General features: G+C 32.0%; 19 protein-coding genes. 2 read left to right on the top strand and 17 right to left on the bottom strand.

The window, feature by feature from the left end; genetic code table 11:
- Positions 1–156: 156 nt before the first annotated feature.
- The 4 genes from VZL98_04050 to VZL98_04035 all read right to left on the bottom strand — a co-directional run bounded on the left by VZL98_04050 (position 157) and on the right by VZL98_04035 (position 3,866).
- Positions 157–1,557 (bottom strand): relaxase/mobilization nuclease domain-containing protein, encoded by a 1,401-nt coding sequence (locus VZL98_04050; protein ID WVH64122.1) that lies wholly within the window; start codon positions 1,555–1,557, stop codon positions 157–159.
- Positions 1,558–1,637: 80 nt separating this feature from the next.
- Positions 1,638–2,669, bottom strand: coding sequence for a virulence RhuM family protein (locus VZL98_04045; protein ID WVH64121.1), 1,032 nt, complete (start codon positions 2,667–2,669; stop codon positions 1,638–1,640).
- A gap of 85 nt (positions 2,670–2,754) precedes the next feature.
- The gene (locus VZL98_04040; protein ID WVH64120.1) at positions 2,755–3,468 is read right to left on the bottom strand and encodes a DNA alkylation repair protein; all 714 of its coding nucleotides are present in this window, start codon (positions 3,466–3,468) and stop codon (positions 2,755–2,757) included.
- Complete coding sequence (locus tag VZL98_04035; GenBank protein WVH64119.1) at positions 3,465–3,866, bottom strand: SRPBCC family protein; 402 nt, start codon at positions 3,864–3,866, stop codon at positions 3,465–3,467. Before VZL98_04035 ends, VZL98_04040 begins: the two co-directional genes overlap by 4 nt.
- Before the next feature lie 257 nt (positions 3,867–4,123).
- Between VZL98_04035 and VZL98_04030 the strand changes: the two genes are divergently transcribed.
- Positions 4,124–5,440, top strand: coding sequence for an ISL3 family transposase (locus tag VZL98_04030; GenBank protein ID WVH64118.1), 1,317 nt, complete (start codon positions 4,124–4,126; stop codon positions 5,438–5,440).
- A 562-nt stretch (positions 5,441–6,002) separates the two neighbouring features.
- Here the strand turns inward: VZL98_04030 and VZL98_04025 are convergent.
- The 10 genes from VZL98_04025 to VZL98_03980 all read right to left on the bottom strand — a co-directional run bounded on the left by VZL98_04025 (position 6,003) and on the right by VZL98_03980 (position 16,243).
- Entirely contained in the window at positions 6,003–7,322 is a 1,320-nt protein-coding gene (locus tag VZL98_04025) for an IS1380 family transposase (protein WVH64117.1), read from the bottom strand.
- 123 nt (positions 7,323–7,445) lie between these two features.
- Positions 7,446–8,120 (bottom strand): hypothetical protein, encoded by a 675-nt coding sequence (locus VZL98_04020; protein ID WVH64116.1) that lies wholly within the window; start codon positions 8,118–8,120, stop codon positions 7,446–7,448.
- 101 nt (positions 8,121–8,221) lie between these two features.
- Entirely contained in the window at positions 8,222–8,578 is a 357-nt protein-coding gene (locus tag VZL98_04015; protein ID WVH64115.1) for a hypothetical protein, read from the bottom strand.
- Positions 8,579–8,888: 310 nt separating this feature from the next.
- The gene (locus tag VZL98_04010; GenBank protein ID WVH64114.1) at positions 8,889–10,577 is read right to left on the bottom strand and encodes a hypothetical protein; all 1,689 of its coding nucleotides are present in this window, start codon (positions 10,575–10,577) and stop codon (positions 8,889–8,891) included.
- The gene (locus tag VZL98_04005) at positions 10,567–12,615 is read right to left on the bottom strand and encodes a hypothetical protein (GenBank protein ID WVH64113.1); all 2,049 of its coding nucleotides are present in this window, start codon (positions 12,613–12,615) and stop codon (positions 10,567–10,569) included. The genes VZL98_04010 and VZL98_04005 overlap by 11 nt, the downstream gene beginning before the upstream one ends.
- Positions 12,612–13,259 carry a hypothetical protein gene (locus VZL98_04000; GenBank protein WVH64112.1) on the bottom strand — a complete coding sequence of 216 codons (648 nt, stop codon included), beginning with the start codon at positions 13,257–13,259 and terminating at the stop codon, positions 12,612–12,614. The genes VZL98_04005 and VZL98_04000 overlap by 4 nt, the downstream gene beginning before the upstream one ends.
- Positions 13,260–13,799: 540 nt before the next feature.
- Positions 13,800–14,042 carry a hypothetical protein gene (locus tag VZL98_03995; GenBank protein ID WVH64111.1) on the bottom strand — a complete coding sequence of 81 codons (243 nt, stop codon included), beginning with the start codon at positions 14,040–14,042 and terminating at the stop codon, positions 13,800–13,802.
- 471 nt (positions 14,043–14,513) lie between these two features.
- The gene (locus tag VZL98_03990) at positions 14,514–15,239 is read right to left on the bottom strand and encodes a Cache 3/Cache 2 fusion domain-containing protein (GenBank protein WVH64110.1); all 726 of its coding nucleotides are present in this window, start codon (positions 15,237–15,239) and stop codon (positions 14,514–14,516) included.
- A 28-nt stretch (positions 15,240–15,267) separates the two neighbouring features.
- Positions 15,268–15,672, bottom strand: a complete 405-nt coding sequence (locus VZL98_03985) for a hypothetical protein (GenBank protein ID WVH64109.1) — start codon at positions 15,670–15,672, stop codon at positions 15,268–15,270.
- Between the two features lie 10 nt (positions 15,673–15,682).
- A complete protein-coding gene (locus VZL98_03980; protein WVH64108.1) occupies positions 15,683–16,243 on the bottom strand; it encodes a hypothetical protein in 561 nt (186 codons plus the stop codon).
- Between the two features lie 658 nt (positions 16,244–16,901).
- On the opposite strand from VZL98_03980, the gene VZL98_03975 reads away from it, so the two are divergent.
- The gene (locus VZL98_03975) at positions 16,902–18,197 is read left to right on the top strand and encodes a M18 family aminopeptidase (GenBank protein ID WVH64107.1); all 1,296 of its coding nucleotides are present in this window, start codon (positions 16,902–16,904) and stop codon (positions 18,195–18,197) included.
- 47 nt (positions 18,198–18,244) lie between these two features.
- On the opposite strand, the gene argJ is transcribed toward VZL98_03975, so the two are convergent.
- From argJ to VZL98_03960, 3 genes are all read right to left on the bottom strand, one after another.
- Positions 18,245–19,456, bottom strand: a complete 1,212-nt coding sequence (gene argJ / locus VZL98_03970) for a bifunctional ornithine acetyltransferase/N-acetylglutamate synthase (GenBank protein ID WVH64106.1) — start codon at positions 19,454–19,456, stop codon at positions 18,245–18,247.
- Between the two features lie 134 nt (positions 19,457–19,590).
- Positions 19,591–20,031, bottom strand: a complete 441-nt coding sequence (locus VZL98_03965) for a transposase (protein WVH64105.1) — start codon at positions 20,029–20,031, stop codon at positions 19,591–19,593.
- Positions 20,032–20,052: 21 nt separating this feature from the next.
- The gene (locus VZL98_03960) at positions 20,053–21,504 is read right to left on the bottom strand and encodes a YdiU family protein (GenBank protein ID WVH64104.1); all 1,452 of its coding nucleotides are present in this window, start codon (positions 21,502–21,504) and stop codon (positions 20,053–20,055) included.
- Positions 21,505–21,511: the final 7 nt, after the last annotated feature.

Below are 21,511 nucleotides of genomic sequence, written 5' to 3'. Positions count from 1 at the left end.
GCAGGGCAAGGTGGTACACACCTTGCGATTTTTCTCAAAATTTCCTTACGGAATTTTCGCCAAATCTGCTTGTTGGGGAGTATCCCCAATCCCCACTGAACACACAATAAATTGTGTGGCTACGCTCCCTTTGGGAGCTTAAAATTCATAAGAATATCACCTATCTTTCTGTGATTTTTCTTTATCTTTTTCTACTGAATCTTCTCCTAAAAGACGGTCAACATTTGCCTTTGCAGTCAATATATTTTTCATTTCTTTTTTTGTAGAATGATACTTTGTATAGGCTTTTCTTTTTTCAGAAATCAACTCAGTATATTCCCTTTGTAAAGTCTTTACCGTAGGTATTTTCTTAGCATCTAATTCATCAAAAGCAGCCTTTGCAGCTTTGTGTAAAAGTAAATCAGTAGTATGTTCTTCGTAGAATTTTTTAGAGTATCCTACCTTACGGTAAGCGGTATAAATATCACGGGTTTTTGAATAGTTTATTATATGAGTTTTAAGATTTCCTATCTCTTTCATACGCTTTTCAATGTCTTTAATTTGTGCTGATATTTTATTAAAATTATCTGTTGAAGTCTGTGCTTTTTTCTCTAAATCTTCATAACCAAGTAGATTATTTTCCGTTAAAAAATTAATAGTTTGTGCCATCTGTTTGAGGTTAAAAATTTTTGCCCACCGTTCATATCCAGCCCCCTTTCCAGCTTGCAATTTTGTCTGTATATCTACCAATAGATTGACAGGAGATTGTTGCTTTTCATTTGCTTGTTTTTTATTAATAAAAGGTTTATCACCTTTTATAATCTTCTTAATTTCTTCCTCTGAATAACCCTCTCCAAGAGAACGCAAACGAATAAATCTCTTTTGTCCTTTATTCTTAAAGACAAGATATTTTCCTTGCTTAATAGAATAACCAGCTTGTTTCATTTCAAATAGGAAAGCATCAAAATCTATAGGTTTTTTTGAAAGAATTTCATCTATAGTACCCCGTAATCTTTGTGAATGGGTAATAGGTTTTTTATCTCCAAGCCATTTACCATAATGAGTTTTTCCACGCTTTGGATTTTCAATAATTGATAGTCCATTTTCAAGACAAATGCGGTCAGATATTTTTCCTACAGCCTTACCTGAGCCTAAGAAGTCCCTAAACTTTCTTGTACAATCTAAAGAAGTAGAATTATATATAATATGATTATGAATATGAGATTTATCTATATGGGTGGCTACAAAAAAGGCATGGTTTCCCTTGGTAAATCTCAGACCTAGTTCATAGCCAATTTTATTAGCAAGTTCTGGTGTAATTTCTCCCGGCTTAAAGGACTGGCGTATCTGATAAAGTATCACATTATTTTCTTGTTCTCTACCTGTAATGTTATAATATATTTTCTTAGATAAGAGAAATTCTCCCTTCACTGTTTTGGGGTCACATTCATAGGAAGAAACATATTTACCATCATTGGTCTTATCAGGATTTAATGCATAATCTATGCGGTCTGCAAGACATTTTGCAATAGACTTTCCTTTGTTTTTATGCATGGAAATTAAGCGGGTTGTTGCCATAAGTATAACCTCCTTCACAGCATGAAAAAAGAGCTACCAATTGGCAACTCCTTATAAGTAAATCCTATGAAACTATTTGTCTACTCATCTTTTTTCTCTAGTTCTTTATTGCTTTCTTCCATTAATTTATCGAAATCACTTTTATATAAAGAATCTTGGATAATACGATATTTTTCAAACTCACTTTCTGCAAATGTTTTTGCAATCTTTGCAGTTACTTTTCCTTTACCTAATAAAATTTCAGCATCATTAAATTTTAAAAATGCATCTAATTTTTCTGCCCAATCAGCCATAGTCATGGGGATATGCCTTCTTGCTTGTCTAGTTGCATAATCAAGATACATTGTCACAATTTCATTCAGTTCCTCTGCCTCATTCTTTGCTAAATAATTTTTAGCAATGGATACATCTGTTTTTACAATCTTACCATCTGGTGCATTTCTCCAACTGGTTAATCCCATATGATTCTTTTTATGATTTGCCCTTGTACTTATAACTTCTGCTGCTGTATTACCATGAATTGCATAATGCATTTTATTTTGAACAGTAGCAAAGAAGTCCCTTGTAGTTTTGCTATCTTTAGAATAGTCAACGGCGGTTGAATATATATCAGTGATCTTTTGATAAAATCGTCTTTCACTAGCTCTTATTTCCTGAATTTCCGAAATCAAATGTTCAAAATAATCTTCATCAAAAATTTGTCCATTGATTAATCTATTTTTATCTAAAACATACCCTTGCTTTGTAAAGGTATCTAAGACTTTAGTTGCCCACTGCCTAAACTGTAATGCCCTCCCCGAATTAGTACGATAGCCAACAGCAATAATTGCTGATAAAGAATAGAATTTATATTGATAGGTTTTACCATTATCCGCAACTTGTGCAAAATTTGCACAAGTTGAATCTTCATCGAGTTCACCTGTTTCAAATATGTTTTTCAAATGTTTTGTCACTACACTTCTATCTACATCAAATAGCATGGATATGGCTTTTTGGGTTAACCAAACATCACCGTCTTGTACACGTACTTCTATGGAGTCACTTCCTGCATCTTTGGTGAAAACCATAAAATCTACTGTACTATTGCGTATTTGCATATTTTTACCTTTCATATTTAATTTCCTTTCTAATTAAAAATATTCTTCTTCCATATAAATATAGAAATCTTTATTTGTACAGGATAAGAACTTTATGAATTTATATCTTTCTTCCCATTTTGCTTTGTCTAGATATAAGTCGTTTTCTCTCATCAACTTTTACTATATTTTCAAGTTCTTTTATAGCATCCTTTGCAATCCAAGCTTGTATCTTGGTTCCATTATCTTTAAGATCATGAGCTAATAAAAGTGCCTTTTCATTGTACTTGAAATCTTTCTTTCCGATTTCTCTTAATGCCCAAGAAATAGCCCTTTTAATATGTTGGTGATTATCTTGGGATTTTTCATGGATTAGGTCTAAATAATTATCCAGTCTATCATCAGAAATATTTTTATCATGTATTAGAGATGAAGCCATTAAAGTAAAGGCTGCCCGTTTCTTATATGTACGGGATGATTCTACCCATTTTATAATTAAATCATTATAGTAGACTTGCTTAATAATTAAATTTTTACATAAATGATCGCATAAATCCCATGAAATAACTTCATTCATTAACCCTTCTACATCTTCTATAGATAATTTATCTTTTTCAAATAAAAGTACCGCTAATAATCTAGCTTCATGATAAGATGTTTTCCATAGTTCATATGCTAGTTCGTTAGAGTTTTCAATTTCCTTTGCAATCTTGCGAACCATTGCAGTTGATACACCAATACTATATTCTTCTGGTATACCCATTCTAACTACATTTGCTTTATATTTTACATCAGCTTTTGATTTAAGCTTGGTAATTATTTCCTGACAAGTCATAGCCTATCCCTCAATGCTTTTTCTAAATCTTTAATATAGGATTTTTGTTGTTTCTTTAAATACATAGCTAAAAATGGCTTCATAAAAACCTTTTTTGCAGTAACATTTTCTGTAAAATCTATTACTGTCTCATTCCCTTTTTGGGTAAATATTCCTACCCAGCTTCCACTAATATTCTCATTTTCCATATCAAACTCCCAACGCTGATATGTTTCCATTAAAGTTATGGTAAATATGGTTTTATAGCCAGTCTTTGTATACTCTACAAAACTATTTTCATCTAAAACTTCAATCCTACTTAAATCACTTCGCCAAGAATAATCATCAAAGGAAGTTACAATATCCCATACTTTTTTTATATCATATGGCAAAATGGCCTCAATATTTGATGTCGCCACACTATCTCCCTCCTTTACAACTCATCTTTTATCAGTTTTCCCTTAATTAACTATTACATAAAATTATATCTCTATACCCTCTAAATATCAAATCAAAAAATAGCAGGAGTACCATCAAAAATGGCTCTATAATTTATAGTGTTGGTGAAGAAATATTAGTTTCTTTGCTGGCACTATTTTCTTTTAAAAAAATAAAGACATAGTGACCAATTTCCTTTATAATTTAATCACCACAACAAAAAAATAAGGAGGCCACTATGTCTATTAGTAATTATATCTTAAATTTATTAGATTTAAAAGATGAAAATATTGAGATTTTTGAAAAGGTCGAGAAGATTAAAAAGAAGAATATCTCTTACAATTTGATTTTTGGCCGGCTTACCTATAATGCTTCTGTTTGTCCCGTTTGTGGTAACGTGCATAGCCCAAGCATTATTAAACACGGCACTAAGTCTTCTGATATTAAACTTCTTCCTTTTAATGGCGAACCTACTTTCTTGAGACTTAAAAAGCAGAGATTTTTATGTAAGGAGTGTAATTCTACTTTTATAGCTGAAACTGATATTGTTAAAAAGAATTGTTTTATTTCTAATAGAGTAAAAGCTCATATTACAACTAATTTGACCATGAAAGTAAGTGAAAAAGATGTTGCTAGTTTACATTATGTTTCTCATTCTACGGTTTCTAAATGTGTAGATCAAGCTTTTGAACAGTTTAAGCCTAATTATCAGTTTTTACCAGAACATCTATGTTTTGATGAGTTTAAATCCACAAAAACTGCTAAAGGATCTATGAGCTTTATTTTCTGTGATGCTATTACTCATGATATTATCGATATTGTTGAAAACAGGCAATTACACTATCTTAAGCGCTATTTTTCTAGGTTTAGTGAATGTGCTAGAGAATCGGTTAAAAGTATATGTATAGATATGTATCAGCCATACATTAGTCTAATTTCTGATCTTTTCCCTAATGCTAAGATAGTATTTGATAAGTTCCATATAGTTAACCACTTATCTAGAGCATTGAACAAAACAAGAATAGAAGTTATGAATGGTTTTTCTAAGTATTCTATGGAATACAAAAGGTTAAAAAGGTATTGGAAGCTGATACAAAAGCCTTATTTAAAGCTTAATTCTACAGGTTTTAGAAAGTGGATACATTTTGAAAGATGGAAAAGTGCTAGAGATGTGGTTATGGATAGTATTAGTGTCAACAAAACACTTCTAAATACTTATGATTGTTATCAGATTCTTTTAAAGGATGTAGAAAACGGAGATATTGCCTCCTTAAAGGCACATTTAGAATATTATTCAGATGAGGTATCAGATGCTATGAAAACTAGTATTAACACGCTTTTAAAGGACTTTGAGTACGTAAAAAATTGCTTAGAAGTCAATGTTACAAATGGATGTTTAGAAGGTATTAATAATTTTATTAAGTGTTTAAAAAGAGTTGCTTTCGGATACAGGTCGTACTATCATTTTAGGAATCGAATATTAATTTGCAAGAAAATGATAGTACCAAAAGACACTGTAAGTGTAAAAAAACGTCAGGCAGCTAACGCTGCCTGACATTAATAGTTTGTGATTAATTTATATACCAACACTATTTGACAAAGAACCTCAAAAATCAAGGGTCGAGATAAACGGCTACGCCGCCCTTGCTTTTCGCTGGCACTCCTGCTGTGTGTCAGTTAAGGGTGAAAGCCTAGAAATGCTTTCGCCCTTTTTAATAATTAAATAGCTTTAAGCCGTTCATTTACCTGCCCTACCTTTCCTATTAGCCAAGAGGCAAATAAAGGTATTCCATAGGGACTTATAAGATAGGCGAGTACCATCGCCCTTAATCCATCCTGTACATCTTTCAGGAAAATCATAGTAGCTAGTGCTAGGACGAACAAGAGCAAAGCTAGAATGGACAGTAGCATTGTTCCAAACATACATATAAACTCACAGATGAGTAGTATAATGGTCAACCTGAATTATTCACGGTAATATAAAAGTTAAATTTCTATCACCAAACCTATCTTGAAAGCTCCAGTCACCAAACACACCAAATTATTAGCTAAAAAAGGATACAGCAATCCCTTGGTTGGTGAATTTAGTTTTTTGAAACTTTCAAGGTGCATACTAGTTACTCTAACTTAGGCAATAACCTGATATTACCAAGAGTTTCGTAAAATTCTTTCTGATAAGGACAACTACTGCAAAGTTTAAATATGATGTATCTAGCTGTATTGATAATCCTTGAAGCTATCTTTATCAGCTTTATTCGAATGGTGTCTATCTGCATCTTCTTCATGCTTTTAGGCAACACCAGACGTCTGAACCAATTGAATAGGTTATATGCCAACACGTGTAGCTGTAAACGATTTGAATTTACTATTTTATTGTAACTACTGGTTGAATTGAAATTAAATCCATTTTTAGATTCCTTAATGAAATTCTCCATTTTGCCACGATTACAATAAAACATAAGTATATCTTTAGGGCCTAGGTCCATGTTAGTCACAATAAAAGCATGTTGGTAATTAAACTGGTTATATGGTTTTTCGACCTTTACTACTACTCTTCTTGGATATTCCCAGCTAGCTGCCTGATAGTAGAATTCATCGTATACCACTGCATAATCGACCTTGTTATTTCTGGTTATATCATTTAGTGTACTATCTGCAGCCTCTGATAGCCTATAGAGATTTTGATTTGCTTTTAGTCTTATAGCGTAAGATATACCATTAGTTTCAGCCTGTATGAACAAGTCGGGTTTTGCAAATCCACTGTCACCGCGTAAATAGAGTTTTGTATTTGGATAATTTTCTTGATATTCATCCAAAAGCGGCTGTAAGAACTCAGTAACACCAGTAGAGGAATATACAGTACCATCACGAAGCTCAGCTTTTAACAAATCACCTGTTAGACCATCATAACAAAGCAATGGATGATAACCATTTGCAGAATAATGATAATTGTATCCTACACCTTCTTGCTTCCCATATGTATTAAGAAGAGTAGAGTCCAGATCTAATAGGACCATTTCTGGGCTATTAACTGAATAAATGTTATTTCTAAGGTGCCTCATAATCTCTTCAAACTGCTTTAAGGTATCTTCATCCATTCGATTAAAGAATCTAGAAAGAGTTGGTTGAGAAGCTAATCCATCCTTATTAAGAATGGTATTCAAAACAGGCTCATTAGTGAGTTCGTCGGCATCGTCATCATTGAAATATCCGGCTAATATCTGATAAATCATTTGGCATAGATTTTCATCGTCCTTATGGTTTCTATTAGCAGTGTCATTTGTTTTAAATGTTTTCTTGGTTAGCTTGTGAAAGCCAATCTTATGGGCAAATTCCTTTATTAGGAATAGTCCTGAATCGGAGGATAAATCTCCTCCATTAAAATTTAATTTAATTTTACTATTGCTTTCTAAATGAAGATTATTTAAACTATACATAAGGGATTCTCCTTTGTTGATTTGTTTGCTTGTAACTTCATTTTAACAAAGTTGAAGCCCTTTTTCTATTGTTAGCTTCACTTTTTAAGTGAAAGCAGTAATTTCTGAAACTATTGGAAATATCTAGTGTGTAGTATTATTATTAGATTTACGATGAATAATTAAGGTAAAAGATTGTCTATATATATTAATAGTATTATTATAATCAAAAATTCTATATAAAGTTTGTAATTCCATTAAATTATATAGATCATGTTCAACATTGTAGATGTATTCATTATGGTAATATATTGTTGAGTACTTGATTAATTTTTCATAATCATCTACACTGAAATCTGAATAATGGGGTCCACTTGTTGGAAGACTATCAATTTCCTTCTTTAACTCTAGTGGTTTTAAGTTTTTTAAATACTCCTGATGCTGTTCATAAGAATTATCTGTATATGTTGGGTTTAAGTATTCTATTAACCCGTATTCTTCATCTAGCACCTTATAATCACAGGGAAAATAGGGGCTTTCCAACTTAATGTTATGTTTTAAAAATTCTTTTTTATCCACTATTGATTTTTCTATCTCTGTATAAACCTTACTTATAATTTTTTGATTATGCTTAATAATACTAGCATCATCAGAATAAAACACAAATTCATCAATTAAAGATTGCACTTTCTCCGTTTCTATCTCCCATTTAACATTCTTATATTGTGTATAGAAATTATTTTCAATATACTTCACATAACTTTGAATATCTTCCATCTCTTTTAAGAGTCTATTAATATATCGTTCATAGTTATTCAACCTATCTCTCCTTTCCTCTTTATAAGATGGTTATGACACTAAGGATAACAATCTATATGCTATCCCATTCCATTCTGCATCTAAATTTAGGGTTCTTACCCTTATCCCTTTCCCCCAATAGGGAATTTGGCATTAACTTCTTTATCTATTGTGGGATACAATAACATTCCTTTTACATCACCTAAAAATTCACTATTACAAACATAAGCAAAGATTTGATATAAATGGCCTGTACGGACCCTTTCAATATCTGTCCAGTTGCTTGAAATCAATGTCTGTGCATAGTATTTAGTATCACTTATTAGCTGAGTATTTGTAGCCTTATTTTCAACCACTATTTCAGTTCTCATTTCTGGAAGTAGTGATAAGTCTTCCTCATCAATTTCTTCATCTAGATTCCATTTTAACTTAGGGGCATGTGCATTATAAATTGCTTCATCCAAAGGGTATTTTTCCACCGATTTTCGACCCTAATTTCATCCTCAAACCACTACATCTTGTGGTCAAAGTCTATTGTTTCTCACCAGAACCACAATACGTCATCAGAATTGCTGCCTCAACAGTTATACAATTTTTTAAACATATTCCACCAACTATCACTATGAAATCTTATTAAAAGTATATCAATAGTTTTATAGAAAAATATAAAATCCTACTACTAAATGTAATAAGAAATATATATTCTAGTATGTTTGCATACCTATGTTGTTTGAGATTTACAGTTTTAATGTCTCATCTAGCGTAAAATACTTAAACTACTATCACACATTAGGGCATTTTTATGCAAATATGATAAAGATAAACTATAGTTCCATTTCTCTGATGGGAAGACCGTCCTGTTTTTATTTCAGAATACTTTTCTTTATAAACATTTTCTTCAAAAGCATCTAAAGGATATTGAAAGTCATGATTTCTTATATGTTCACAATATTTACTCCAAAATGAAGAAAAGTTGGAAACTGCAACATAACTTACAATAAATATATATTCTAGACCTGTTGTGTCATATTTAAAAATTTTATTTAAATGTAGATTTAGATAGGTGGTATCTAATGATTTAAGGATAAGTCCTTCAATAATAGAATAAGAGGTTCCCTTACTATTAACAATTTGAACATCAATCTCTCCATCAGATATGCCTTTATTTGAAAGCCCCCACTGTGTCTGATCTTTTGTACAAAATCCAGAAGCCTCTAATAATTGGGCAATAAATTTGTTGCGAACATTTTCCCCTGAACCGTAGTAATGTCTTGTTCCCTGCAGTGTTACACAGGCATGCATTATCCGTTCAATTAACTTATCATATCCATTGCTATTCAGGAGTTGGTCCAACATATTCGAAATTATCTGTAGGTTAGAATCCTTTATAGCATCATAAAATATCCTTCTCTTATTTTCTGCTAAATGTGGAAAATTTTTTATGATGCTCTGATTAAAAAAATCATATTCACTTATTTCTGCTTCTGATTGTTGTTGAATAACATTTTTCAAATATATAAGGAACTCAGCTTGTTTTTCCTCAATACTCTCACCATCTAGTAAACAATCTATTTTGCACAAAACACTCTTGAAGTTCGTTTTAAAGACAGGCTCAATCACTTTAGTTATTAAATTATCGGATATACCATACTCAATTTCCATAGAAAATAAATCTGATTTTACAGATTGATTTTGGATATTAAAAAACTCCAAACAAAGTTGATCAAACTCAGCTTTATAATTTATCCAGTTTCGCGTATCTTTTTCTATTATCAATTTTGCATTAAACAATTTAGAGTATATTGCACGATGCAGTGTAACCACATCAGGGTTCCAGCTATATATTCTCTGGATGAAAATTATATATTCTAGTTCTTTAATGCATTTATCAAACTCCAACCAATTATTGCAAAAAATATAAATAATAGAATTTGTAATGATTTTAAATAAGTTTGCATCTATTCTATTTTCCTCTTTGGATGCTACATCAAAATTATCATATGCAATTCTTAGAACTTCAACTACTTCATCAATTGTTCCTTTTTCTCTTGCGACAAATAAATTTATCAATCCTAATTGATAGTTACTTTCTGTTGATACCAGTGAATCATTTTGAGCCAATTCATTTAAAACAGAATGAATATCCGTATCATAAGGATATAGCAATGCGAGTCGCTTAATTCTTAATGTTTCAAGGTGGATATCGCTTGTTGGTTCCCATGAATCCAAAAGTATATCCAAGATATTTCTATCTTTTAAAATGTCGGCTAAAAACATCCTCATAGAGAAGTCGATTGCTTGACATTTTGAATAAATTGTTTCTTGAGAATCTGCAATGATTTGGTGGATAAAACTTACTAATTGTTTTGAGTTTTGTTTTTTAAAATTACACAAAGGAAGTTGTCTATCCCAAAAATCTAATTTTTCTACTTCATTTTTTGTTTTATATGTATCTAGAATCTCAACATCAAAATACATATTGATCAGCCTCATAGATAAATTGACTTCTAACAATATCACTCATATTACGTTCAGCAGTTCCGATTAATATTTGTAACTTATCTGCATATCTATTTTCTATATCTACGAGTGCAGCCTTTAATCCTTCTAAATATTTGTTATCGCCTTCTTCCTTAGCGGGGCTGTCAATCATTAGAAGTCTGGGATGCTTACCATAATTCTTTTGAATATCAAGTTGAATAATACTAAGATAGAATGCCAACTTAACGCGCAATTGCTCACCTTCAGCTATGTCTCCAAACTTTATTCTTATTCCATTTTGTGTATATTCAATATTAAAAAGCTTATCAATATGAATCTTGGTTATTGAAGGTAATCCAAAAGCATGAATTTCATTCAACATCAAATCTTCTAATGATGTTAAAATTGATTTGCTTTCCTCAAAACGCTTATTAATAAAATAATCTATAGAAATTTCAAGCACATCTGGTTTTTTATTTAACTTACCAACATTGTCGTCACTATCTACCTCCTGTAAACTTAATTTATAGTTAAGAATGGCTTTTTGAGAAATGAGTTCATCTTCTCTTTCAGTAGACTGCTTTAATTTTTCATTTAGCTCATTTAGTTGTTTGCTTATTTGTTCGCTTTTTTGAGACAATTCAGCATAGTCATTGTTTTGAATAGTTTTTTCTATATCTAGTTTTTCTTTTTCAAAATCATTAATATTGTTTTGCAAAACACTAATTTTTTCCTCAATTTCATTTATCTTAGTTTCTATAATTATTTTTGTTTCTGTTAATTGCTTTAGCCTTTCAGAAAACTGCTCTTTATTCTCAATTTCAGAAACAACAGGTTTTTGGCACAAATTGCATTCATGTTCTTCATTGGTGGATGGCATGTCTATTTCATGATTACATGAGGGACACATTTTGATTGTTAGATTTGAGAAAAAATACCCTGATTCCAAATATTCTTTTAAATCATTAATTTTTCTTTTTAGTTTAACCACTTCTTTTTCTAGACCATCTTTCTCTTTGATAAGACTATCACGGATACTTCGGTTATTATCCAATTCAGCAAGAAGTTGATAGTGCCGATTACTGCTAGAACTAAATATCATAGAAGATGCTTGAATCTCCATAAAAAGACTGTTTTGGAGTTCCTTTAATGATTGAAATTTGACATGTTCTGAATTTGTACGAATAGAATCAAGGCATTCCTCAATCTCCTTTAATTCATTTAGTAAATCTTCTTTTCCAACTAATACTATGTTATTTATTCCATCTTTTTTAGCTAATGAATTTTTTATAAAATCTCGTTTTATCATTAACTTATTAATGATTTTAGTATATTTAAGACCTAATAATATTTGAAATATCTTTGAACCCTGATTCCCATAGAAAGAATTTGTATCTTTTGACTCAAGGTAAATTGATTTGAAGTAAGTACTCCAGCTCGCTTTTGCCTCTCTTAGCTCTATGCTATCCTTTGCAGAATCCTTTTGAGTCCAGCTCAATGGATAGTACGAAAACCGATTAAAGAAGAAATCTTGAATTTGCATCTCATAATCACTTTTTGTGTTTGATTTAAAAATAACATTATCGTCATATTCGATATTAACTTGATCAATATTAGTACTGTACAGAGTGCTGGACATTCTAGAAGATGTTTTATCAATAAAAATTGTATAACTTTTATCTGCAATACTAAAACCGAGCATAATTGTTTTAATCCAAGAAGATACATCTGATTTCAAACTGTCTCTACCTGTTAGGGCAAATTTAATAACCTTAAATACACTTGACTTACCTTTTAGATTATCTGCAATTAATATATTGATTCCAGAAGTAAATTTTTGCACATAATCAATTTTATCACCATTATTTTTGATCCCTACAAATCTTAGCTCTTCCAATAAAATCCTTTTCCCCGTAGCAATTGGAAGTTCTGCTGCATATTCGTTAAGCTCTAATATTTGATTTAATTCATTATCATCAATGACTAAATCTCTTATCTCAAGTTCTTTCTTGAGTTCAATAGTTAACTTTTTCATAAGTTTTCACCAAACTCCTTTTTAAAAATAGTTTTCACCTTTTCCTGTACATCTGCTATAAATTCTTTATAGGATGTATTTCTATAAGTTTCTTCTTCATATTGCATATTTTTAAGTTGTGTTCCAGTGTAATCACCAAAATATTGCTTAATTTGTTCACAACGATCAATATACCATTTTAGTGAATCCATTTCCGATAAAATTTTATCGGTTTTTTCTTTAGCAAATTTGGTAACATAATATTGTTTATCGATAACATTTAACTCAATATTTCTTTTGCTTTTAAAAACAATGAATCCATAGCTTTCTAAAAATGCAATTACATCATCTATATCCTCATAGGCTCCAAAGAAGAATTTTTCCATTTCAAGCCTTCTAATTTCAGGTTCTCTATTTTTAAAAATATCAATAATAATACTTTTGATTTGATTTCTATCATGTTTTTTTTCAGGAAGCAAATTCAGCAATTCAAGTGCAAAGTAATCCGGATTTCTAAGTAAAAAATCAATCTTTTGTATCCTAGTTTCAGTATATAAAACACGCACCAGGTTCAAATTATTTGAGTCATGAAAATCTTCTGAAAAGAAATATATGATTAAAAAAATTCTAATTCTGTCCTTATATAGCCGTATTATTTCTTCCATCTTGACCCTCCTAAATATGTTTTAGAATATCATAAACTGCTCATCAATCCTATTGAGTATAAGGTTGCCCATATACCGTAATCATTTTAATGGTGGTAGATATAACGGTCTATCTAACTTCTCGTGGTTACTATAATATGTACTTATTTTTTTATCACTTACATCCAGTAGACTCATCCCATATTCACACCCCTTACGCCCTTTTCTTTCATTATACATGTTTCGTCAAAATATTTCCATTATTTAACTTAAAAAAGGCTAAATTTAGATATTCTGTTATTGCCCTAAACTTAGCCTCTAATATTATGATGTTTTATTTTAAATACTATTTATGTTATCTAACCCAAATGATTATATTAATTCAGCTTTCCGTGTTATATTACCCTCACCAAACTCGATGTTTATCTTTATATAATTATCTGCATTTTTATGGTAGAGGGATACTACTGTCTTAACATGCGTATCCATGAATACATACTTACATTCCCTAATCTTGGAGATAAAAAAATGTACATCTCTGAATATCCCATAATTCTCAAACTATATTTGAACCTTCAAATCATATTTATATTCAGCGTAATGTTCACCAAGTACATATTCAATTACATATTCTTTAGGTATCATATAGGTATCTCTTATATAAAAATGCTTAACTCTATCCGCTCTCATAAGCTTCCTTGCAGTACCATCACCAATACCACCTAGCATTTCTCTAAATTGCTCAAGTGTTACAACATCAGGATAATCCTTAAATCGTTCTCGATAATATTGTTTATCTCTCATTTTAAGCCAGCTCCTTATAATCATCTTGCCAGTGATAGATGCTGACTGCGTAATCTAAAATTTGCTATACTCTATTTGTAAGGAATAATGAAAATCCCTCCTAATATCCCTCCAACGAGATTTTTTCTTACTAAATTATAGATTTTTATATGTCTTGTAATTACAATAAAATATGCTTCTCAAGCTTCAATTTACTTGATTTTATGCGGGTTTTACAAGTTCTAAGTTCCAACTTGTTCCACTACATTCCAAATACTTCGGAATGAACCGTAAAACTCAAAATCCTGTGGTGGCAACACCGTGCGGGTTCAAATCCCGCCTTCGGCACCAATCAATGTGTATACTTCTATATCTTACTAGGATATGGTAATATACACATTTTTTATTTAATACTATACCGTTAATAAATAACACATATTAAAACAAGTAAAAAAAGTGGCTTACAGAATTCTGTAAGCCGCTTTTTAAAATCTAGCTCTCTATTTGTTTTTCAGTTTTAACTATTTCTTTCTTTGGTTCATCGTCGGATTTTGAGCCCGCCACAGAAACCCCTACAAGTGTTATCAGTGAGCCCAATGAAATTGCTCTTAAAACTATAATTAAAACATTTATTGCATCCATCCTATCGTCATGTACCTTAATTATATTATCCAGTGATTCTGTCGGTGTTCCTACGAATAATAAGCCTATTACATTATTATTGTCATCTGTTATCGGCTTATAAGCTGTATAATAATTCTCACCTAATATCTCCGCTTCTCCAATATATACTTGTCCGTTTATTACAGTCTGATAAGCTCTGTGGTTGGTACCCAGATATGTACCTGTAGCTCTCTCATTTTCATCCGACATAATATTGGTTGAAATTCTTTTAAAATCGTTGTTTTCTTTTACGAAAATACTTGATTTGTCTCCCAAGTCTTCGAGTATTTCGTCGACAACTCCGAATCTTCCTTCTATACTTTTGCCTTCGCTATCCAGAAGAGTTCCGCTTCCCTGTCTTAGGGTTCCATAGGAATTGTTAAGATACTTCATAGTCAAATCTATATTGTTTTCAACATGTTTTTTAAGTAATTGGTTCTTTACATTATTAATCTCTTTAGTATGATTTGAATACCCCATTAAGCCCAGGATAAGATTGGCTAAAAGTGCAATCATTCCAAAGTAAGCTATGAATCTAACTCCACTCTTTTTCACAATTTTACCTCCTAATAAAGAATCTTCACTATAAATTGGATGAGTCCTTCATTTTTTTATCCACATCTAAAAATACTTTTTTAAATCCAAGCCAAGCAAAGCATGAAATTGCTGCTATGGTACCCAGTCTTCCTCCGATTCCAACATATGCGGTATTCGCTGCGATGAAAAGTATACCTGTGATAAGTGATATAATTGCCATTTCAAAAACATTTAAAGCATTTTCCACAGATATCATACCGGCATATGAAGCACATGCTGCAGCAGTTACTAGTGCCCCTGACATGGATGGGAAAAAGTACGGAAGTAATAGTCCGGACATAAGTGTAACGATTGCAGAAGCAATGACTGCACCTCTTTGCAGAATATTTGAAACTACATATGTAGCCATACCGGCTATTATTGCAGTAATTAAGATTATAATTTCATTCATACCGGCACCCCTAACCCAAAATCCTTGTTATAGCTCTAGTTATAATCGTCGATAAAGCAGCAGTAGTTCCACCCTTGCCTCCAATACCTGCGTAGATTTCTGCCGTAGTTAAAAATACAAAACCGACTATTACACTACTTAAGATTGCAGCTTGCATTGAAGGAATCACTTTCAATGAACTCATCCCTACAAAAGATGAGGTATATGTGATACCTGCCAAATCATTGGGTAAGAAGGTTGCCGCCATAACTCCTACGAGTCCATTGGCTATTACAGCTCCGTATCCCATTTTATGATTGATAAACCAAGTTGAAGTAACACCTATAAAGGAGCAGGCCAATATGTACAAACTTCTCTTTGTCAAAATCTTTTTATCATCGCTTTCTTTTAGCTTTCTATAATGATCGACTAAACTTATTACAAAAAAACATCCCAAGATGATTAGAATCTCCGTCTTATAAAAATTATCTTCATTTATAGCTGTAGATGCAATAAGTCCCCCACCGGTGGCTATAAAAGCTATCAGTCCTAAAATTTTAGCATTTCTTCTCGCAAATATCTTTCTCTTCATCACTTTTCAACTTTTTGAGATATACAATCTACTTAAAGTTCGTTTACCTCCCTTTCCTTAATAATAGATATACTACAAAATAATATATTCAATATACTTTACTTAATCAATTATTATACCAAATTATTTACATTATCATCCCATGAAATAATCTGTATATAATGATTTTATAATTTTGAAAACGAGGACTAATATTTTAATATTTGTCAAAAACAAAGAATACAAGTTAATAAAGCCCTCTTATAACTGATTTTACCACATAATTAATTAAAGTACTATACCAAAAATTAAACATTAACAAAATACCGTGTTCGAAGCAAGAATAATGTCTAATTCACTCCATGATTATAGACTTTAGCAACTCTGATAACAAATTGTATTATGGAGGGAATTAATAGTAGATTTCTGTGGATTACTTGAAACGTTTAACATTTATTATTAAACTATCTGCATATACCATTTGTTAAAGCACCATTATGCCTTCCGGTTATTAGATTTTTATAAAATGGCTTGATATTGTTAGTGAGTTTAAAATAAATAACACTATTATAATGAGCTTATAATTGAGTTTGAATCTATATTCGGATAAATCTCATGGATTATTTATATTATGTAATTTATGATATAATAAATTTAAATTTAAATTAATGGAGGCAATATGGACAAAAATACAATTATTAATAATTTGATGACTTTCTTGGATGTTTCGCCCACTTGCTATCAAGCAGTACAATATTCGGCAGAAATGCTTGAATATAATGGATATGTAAAGCTTGATAAAAAAGATAATTGGAAGCTCGAAGCCAACGGGAAGTACTATATAGTAAATAATGATTCAGCTTTAATTGCATTTAGAATTGGCAGCACTGATACCGATTCCTTAAAATTTCATTTAATAGGATCTCATAGTGATTCTCCTACTTTTAGAGTTAAACCTTCGTCCGAGATGCCGGTAAAAGATTCGTATATAAAACTTAATACAGAAGTATATGGCGGTCCAATACTCTCAACTTGGTTTGATCGTCCTCTATCGATAGCTGGAAGAGTTTTTCTTAGGGGAAGCAATACGTATGAACCGATTCTAAAACTAATCAATATAGACAGGAATTTAATGATTATCCCTAACCTGGCAATCCATATGAATCGGGAAATAAACAGCGGTTATTCTTATAATGCACAAGTAGATACTCTTCCGCTTTTGTCTATGATTAATGAGAATTTAGAGAAAGAGAATATTCTAATCAATCTATTGTCGGAAGAACTTGGAATCAGTAAAGACGATATTTTGGATTTTGACCTATATTTATATGCCAGAGAAAAAGCCGCTTTAGTCGGTCTGAATAAGGAATTTATCTCATCCGGACGTTTGGATAATCTCGCAATGGCACATGCCTCATTGACAGCACTTATCGACTCCGGTGAATCCGAAAGTACAAATGTCGTTATTATAACTGATAATGAAGAGGTTGGAAGTATGACCAGACAAGGTGCTGACAGTCCAATGATAGCTGATACCCTTATGAGGATTACACTTTCATTAACCGGAGATATCGAAGACTATTTTAAAGCGCTTTCCAGAAGTTTTATGATTTCTTCAGATATGGCTCATGCACTACATCCAAATCATCCTGAAAAATCAGATCCGACTGTGTATCCTGTAATCAATGGTGGACCTGTTATCAAGATTGCAGCATCCAAATCCTATACATCCGATGCATATTCTATATCGGTTTATAAGGAAATCTGTAAAAATGCAGGAGTACCGGTTCAGGAGTTTACAAATCGTTCTGATTCCAGAGGAGGCTCTACTATTGGACCTATTACATCCAAACATCTGGATATTGCCTCTGTAGATATAGGTAATCCAACTCTTTCTATGCACTCAGTAAGAGAATTGGCAGGAGTAGATGACCACTATTATGTATATAAGAGTTTTCTTGAGTTTTATAGCTAAAATCTTTAAAGGGTTGCAATACGCTGCAACCCTTTTTTATTAGCTGATTATTTATACTCCACCAGTCCATTGATATATTCACATCCCAGATCACAGCCATAGGCTTCAGACGAAAATTCACCTTCATGTAAATCTACGAAGATTATCAATTCCTCAATATCGAGCATGGATTGTTTTTCTTCATCACTCAGTCCATATGATTCTCCTCTATCATACATGACTTTATCATACTCACCCCATCTGTAACTTATGGTGGCTTTTAGATAGTCGAACATTCCTCCGGAATAACCCATATTTGCCAATATCCTAGCTGCATAGTCGTCAAATTTATTTACTGCAGCCTTATACCTTGGACTGGTTATTACGGATTTTGCTAGAATTCTTGCATCTTCTCGTGTTCTTGCTCCTTCTATTTTAGAAATCAATAGTTTTGAAGCACCCTCTCCATCAGAAGCAATTAATTTAGCGATAACTCTAGTAGCTTCAGTGAGTGCATTCTTGAACAATTCATAATCCTCATTTTTAGATACTATTTCTTCGTTGCCTGCTAATCCAGAGGTCATTATAAGAAAGGTATCATTTGTAGACATGTCGCCGTCTATACTTAGCATATTAAATGTTTCATCTATTGCAGAGCTTAAAGCTTCCTGCAATAACTCTTTTGAAATTGCAATATCAGTGGTTGCAAAATTTATAGTTGTTCCCATATTTGGATGAATCATTCCACTTCCCTTACCTATGCAGGAAATTGTTACTGTACTGCCCCCTATTTCTTCTTGTACAGTTATTTTTTTAGGAAATGAGTCAGTAGTCATAATCGCTCTTGAAACTGCATCAGAACTGTTTTTATCAGGTGCTTTCATTTTATCAAATCCTGATTTTATACGTTCTATATCTACTATTTTTCCTATCCTACCTGTGCAGGCGGGAAGGACCTCTGACTTATCTATATTTAAAAAATCTGCAGCAAGAGAACACATCATGTCAGCTTTTTCTAAAGCATCTTTTACAGCAGTATTTGCAACACCGCTTAAACCTAGAAAAGCTCTCGCATTTTCATTTTTTATATTTTCCATACAATAAGTAACGGTTCCGCTTTTAACTAGATTTTTTGTAAATGTTCCAGCTGCCTTGGCAGGAACCTCAGAATAAACTACCATTATATCTTCTTTTTCTTTTCCGGAACCTTTTAAATCTACACCTATAGCCGAAGCTAAAAATCCCTTTGGGGCGGTTATATTTCCTTCAAGTACTTTCATATCCTTCTCCTCTAAAATAAAATATTATTACAATTATACTATTAATATGGTATATAAGTAAAGTGCTTTAGTATAATCATTTCATTGTTTGTAATTTAATCAACTTTATAAAGTAGCAGTTAAAAAACCAAAGGTCATCTTAAGATTGCTTTAATTTCGATATCTTCATTCTCAAGCAGCAGATTAGTCTGATCATACAAGTAGATTATATCTTCTTCTTTAAATCTTCTCTTAAATCTGGTCATTGAGCTCGTAGAGAATATCGGCTGATTACTAAAGCTCATCTCACCGAAAAAATACTGTAGATAAGGGTTTTCAGTAATTAAATAAACCAATTCTTGATCTGTTACCTTGAGTATATCTTTGACCAGGATTGCTCCAAAAGCTATCTTTGAAGAATAAGCCTTTCTACCCATATTTGAAGGGAAATTTTGAGCATACACATCCTCAACCAGATCCCATGGAATAATGTCAGCCAACTTAACCCATCTGTTTTCAGGATCTAAATCAACGCCCTCAAACTGGGATGGCCCATCATAAAACGATAATTGTTTACTATCCTTTTCGTAAGCCATATTTCCCTCCTTTACTTTAATCTAAGTTCCACAATAAGTTTTGTAATTTACTTTTTCATCCAAATCCATAGGCTTTAAAAACCCTTCCGGTATCTTTTTAGAGTAATCAAATGGACTTTTTAATAATTCCATAAAGATTCTCACAAAACTATAATCACCTTTATCCTCTACTTCTCTAATTGCCTTTTCTACCAAATGATTTCTTGGGATTATCTGAGGATTGTGGTTTTTCATTATCTTTTGAGCCTTTTCAATATTAGACTCCTCTTTTTCGAGTCTTTCCATCCATTTTTTCTCAAAACTTAAAAAGTTAATGTGCTTAAAAACTTCTTCATTTTTATAATTATTCTGACTTAGTATTCTAAATGTATTGGTAAAATCCAGATTATTTGCATACATAAACTGAAGCAGTTCTTCTATTAATTTTAAGTCACCCTTAAACTCTTTTACTAATCCCAGTTTAGATCTCATTAACATGGAATAATAATAACTGAAGTATTCATTAAAGGATTTGATTATCTCCGATAATTTTGCTATGCTCTTTTCTTCATTTGAATCGATAATCTCTACGAACAGTTCCAATAATCTTGTAATATTCCAAATACCTATTTTAGGCTGGTTTGAGTATCTATATCTTCCCATGGTATCAATTGAGCTGAAAACTTCATCAGGATTGTAGTAATCCATAAAAGCACAAGGTCCATAATCAATTGTTTCTCCACTTATCGTCATATTGTCGGTATTCATGACTCCATGAATAAAGCCCTTGCTCATCCAGAGCGAAATTAGTTTAGCTTGTCTCTTTGTGAATTCGTCCAGAAAGTTCAGGTATCTGTCTTTAGAACCGTCCAAGTGCGGATAATGTCTATTTATAGCATAATCTGCAAGCTGTTTAACAAGTCCTATCCCACCTACCTCATAAGCATATTGAAAAGTTCCTGCTCTTATATGACTGGATGCTACTCTTGTCAGAATTCCTCCGGTTTTAACGACTTCTCTTCTAACTTTATTTTCCGTCTGAACGACTGCAAGTGATCTTGTTGTGGGTATTCCCAAACCATGCATGGCTTCGCTGATAATATATTCTCTAATCATTGAACCAATGGTAGCCCTTCCATCTCCACCTCTGGAATATGCATTTCTACCTGAACCTTTTAACTGAATATCCCATAAATATCCATTTTTATCTTTCCATTCCCCCAATAAAACTGCTCGTCCATCTCCCAGTCTGGTAAAATAACCAAACTGGTGTCCTGAATATGCCTGGGAGATTGGCGTCCAAGAATCATCTATATAATTTCCCGAGAAAATTTCCGCTTTCATGTCTAAATCAGCTAACTCCATTCCCAGTTCTGATGCCAAGGTACTGTTAAATAATACCAAAACAGGATTGCTGACAGTTGACGGTTTTGTAATTGTATAAAATCTATTATCTAATTTATCATAATAATCACTTTGTAATTTTAATGACATCTCATCC

Source organism: Peptoniphilaceae bacterium AMB_02 (assembly GCA_036321625.1).
Lineage (GTDB): Bacteria > Bacillota > Clostridia > Tissierellales > Peptoniphilaceae > Microaceticoccus > Microaceticoccus formicicus.
Note: the sequence above shows the minus strand (reverse complement) of the source record. Positions and strands in the feature narration are given on the sequence as shown.

Excerpts from the sequence above, each read along its gene's own strand:
- VZL98_03960 (WVH64104.1), bottom strand. The coding sequence starts at position 21,504 with ATGTCATTAAAATTACAAAGTGATTATTATGATAAATTAGATAATAGA.
- VZL98_04000 (WVH64112.1), bottom strand. The coding sequence starts at position 13,259 with ATGGAAGAAATAATACGGCTATATAAGGACAGAATTAGAATTTTTTTA.
- VZL98_03995 (WVH64111.1), bottom strand. The coding sequence starts at position 14,042 with ATGAGAGATAAACAATATTATCGAGAACGATTTAAGGATTATCCTGAT.
- VZL98_04045 (WVH64121.1), bottom strand. The coding sequence starts at position 2,669 with ATGAAAGGTAAAAATATGCAAATACGCAATAGTACAGTAGATTTTATG.
- VZL98_03985 (WVH64109.1), bottom strand. The coding sequence starts at position 15,672 with ATGAATGAAATTATAATCTTAATTACTGCAATAATAGCCGGTATGGCT.
- VZL98_04040 (WVH64120.1), bottom strand. The coding sequence starts at position 3,468 with ATGACTTGTCAGGAAATAATTACCAAGCTTAAATCAAAAGCTGATGTA.
- VZL98_04030 (WVH64118.1), top strand. The coding sequence starts at position 4,124 with ATGTCTATTAGTAATTATATCTTAAATTTATTAGATTTAAAAGATGAA.
- VZL98_04050 (WVH64122.1), bottom strand. The coding sequence starts at position 1,557 with ATGGCAACAACCCGCTTAATTTCCATGCATAAAAACAAAGGAAAGTCT.
- VZL98_03980 (WVH64108.1), bottom strand. The coding sequence starts at position 16,243 with ATGAAGAGAAAGATATTTGCGAGAAGAAATGCTAAAATTTTAGGACTG.
- argJ (WVH64106.1), bottom strand. The coding sequence starts at position 19,456 with ATGAAAGTACTTGAAGGAAATATAACCGCCCCAAAGGGATTTTTAGCT.
- VZL98_04010 (WVH64114.1), bottom strand. The coding sequence starts at position 10,577 with ATGTATTTTGATGTTGAGATTCTAGATACATATAAAACAAAAAATGAA.
- VZL98_04005 (WVH64113.1), bottom strand. The coding sequence starts at position 12,615 with ATGAAAAAGTTAACTATTGAACTCAAGAAAGAACTTGAGATAAGAGAT.
- VZL98_03965 (WVH64105.1), bottom strand. The coding sequence starts at position 20,031 with ATGGCTTACGAAAAGGATAGTAAACAATTATCGTTTTATGATGGGCCA.
- VZL98_04025 (WVH64117.1), bottom strand. The coding sequence starts at position 7,322 with ATGTATAGTTTAAATAATCTTCATTTAGAAAGCAATAGTAAAATTAAA.
- VZL98_03975 (WVH64107.1), top strand. The coding sequence starts at position 16,902 with ATGGACAAAAATACAATTATTAATAATTTGATGACTTTCTTGGATGTT.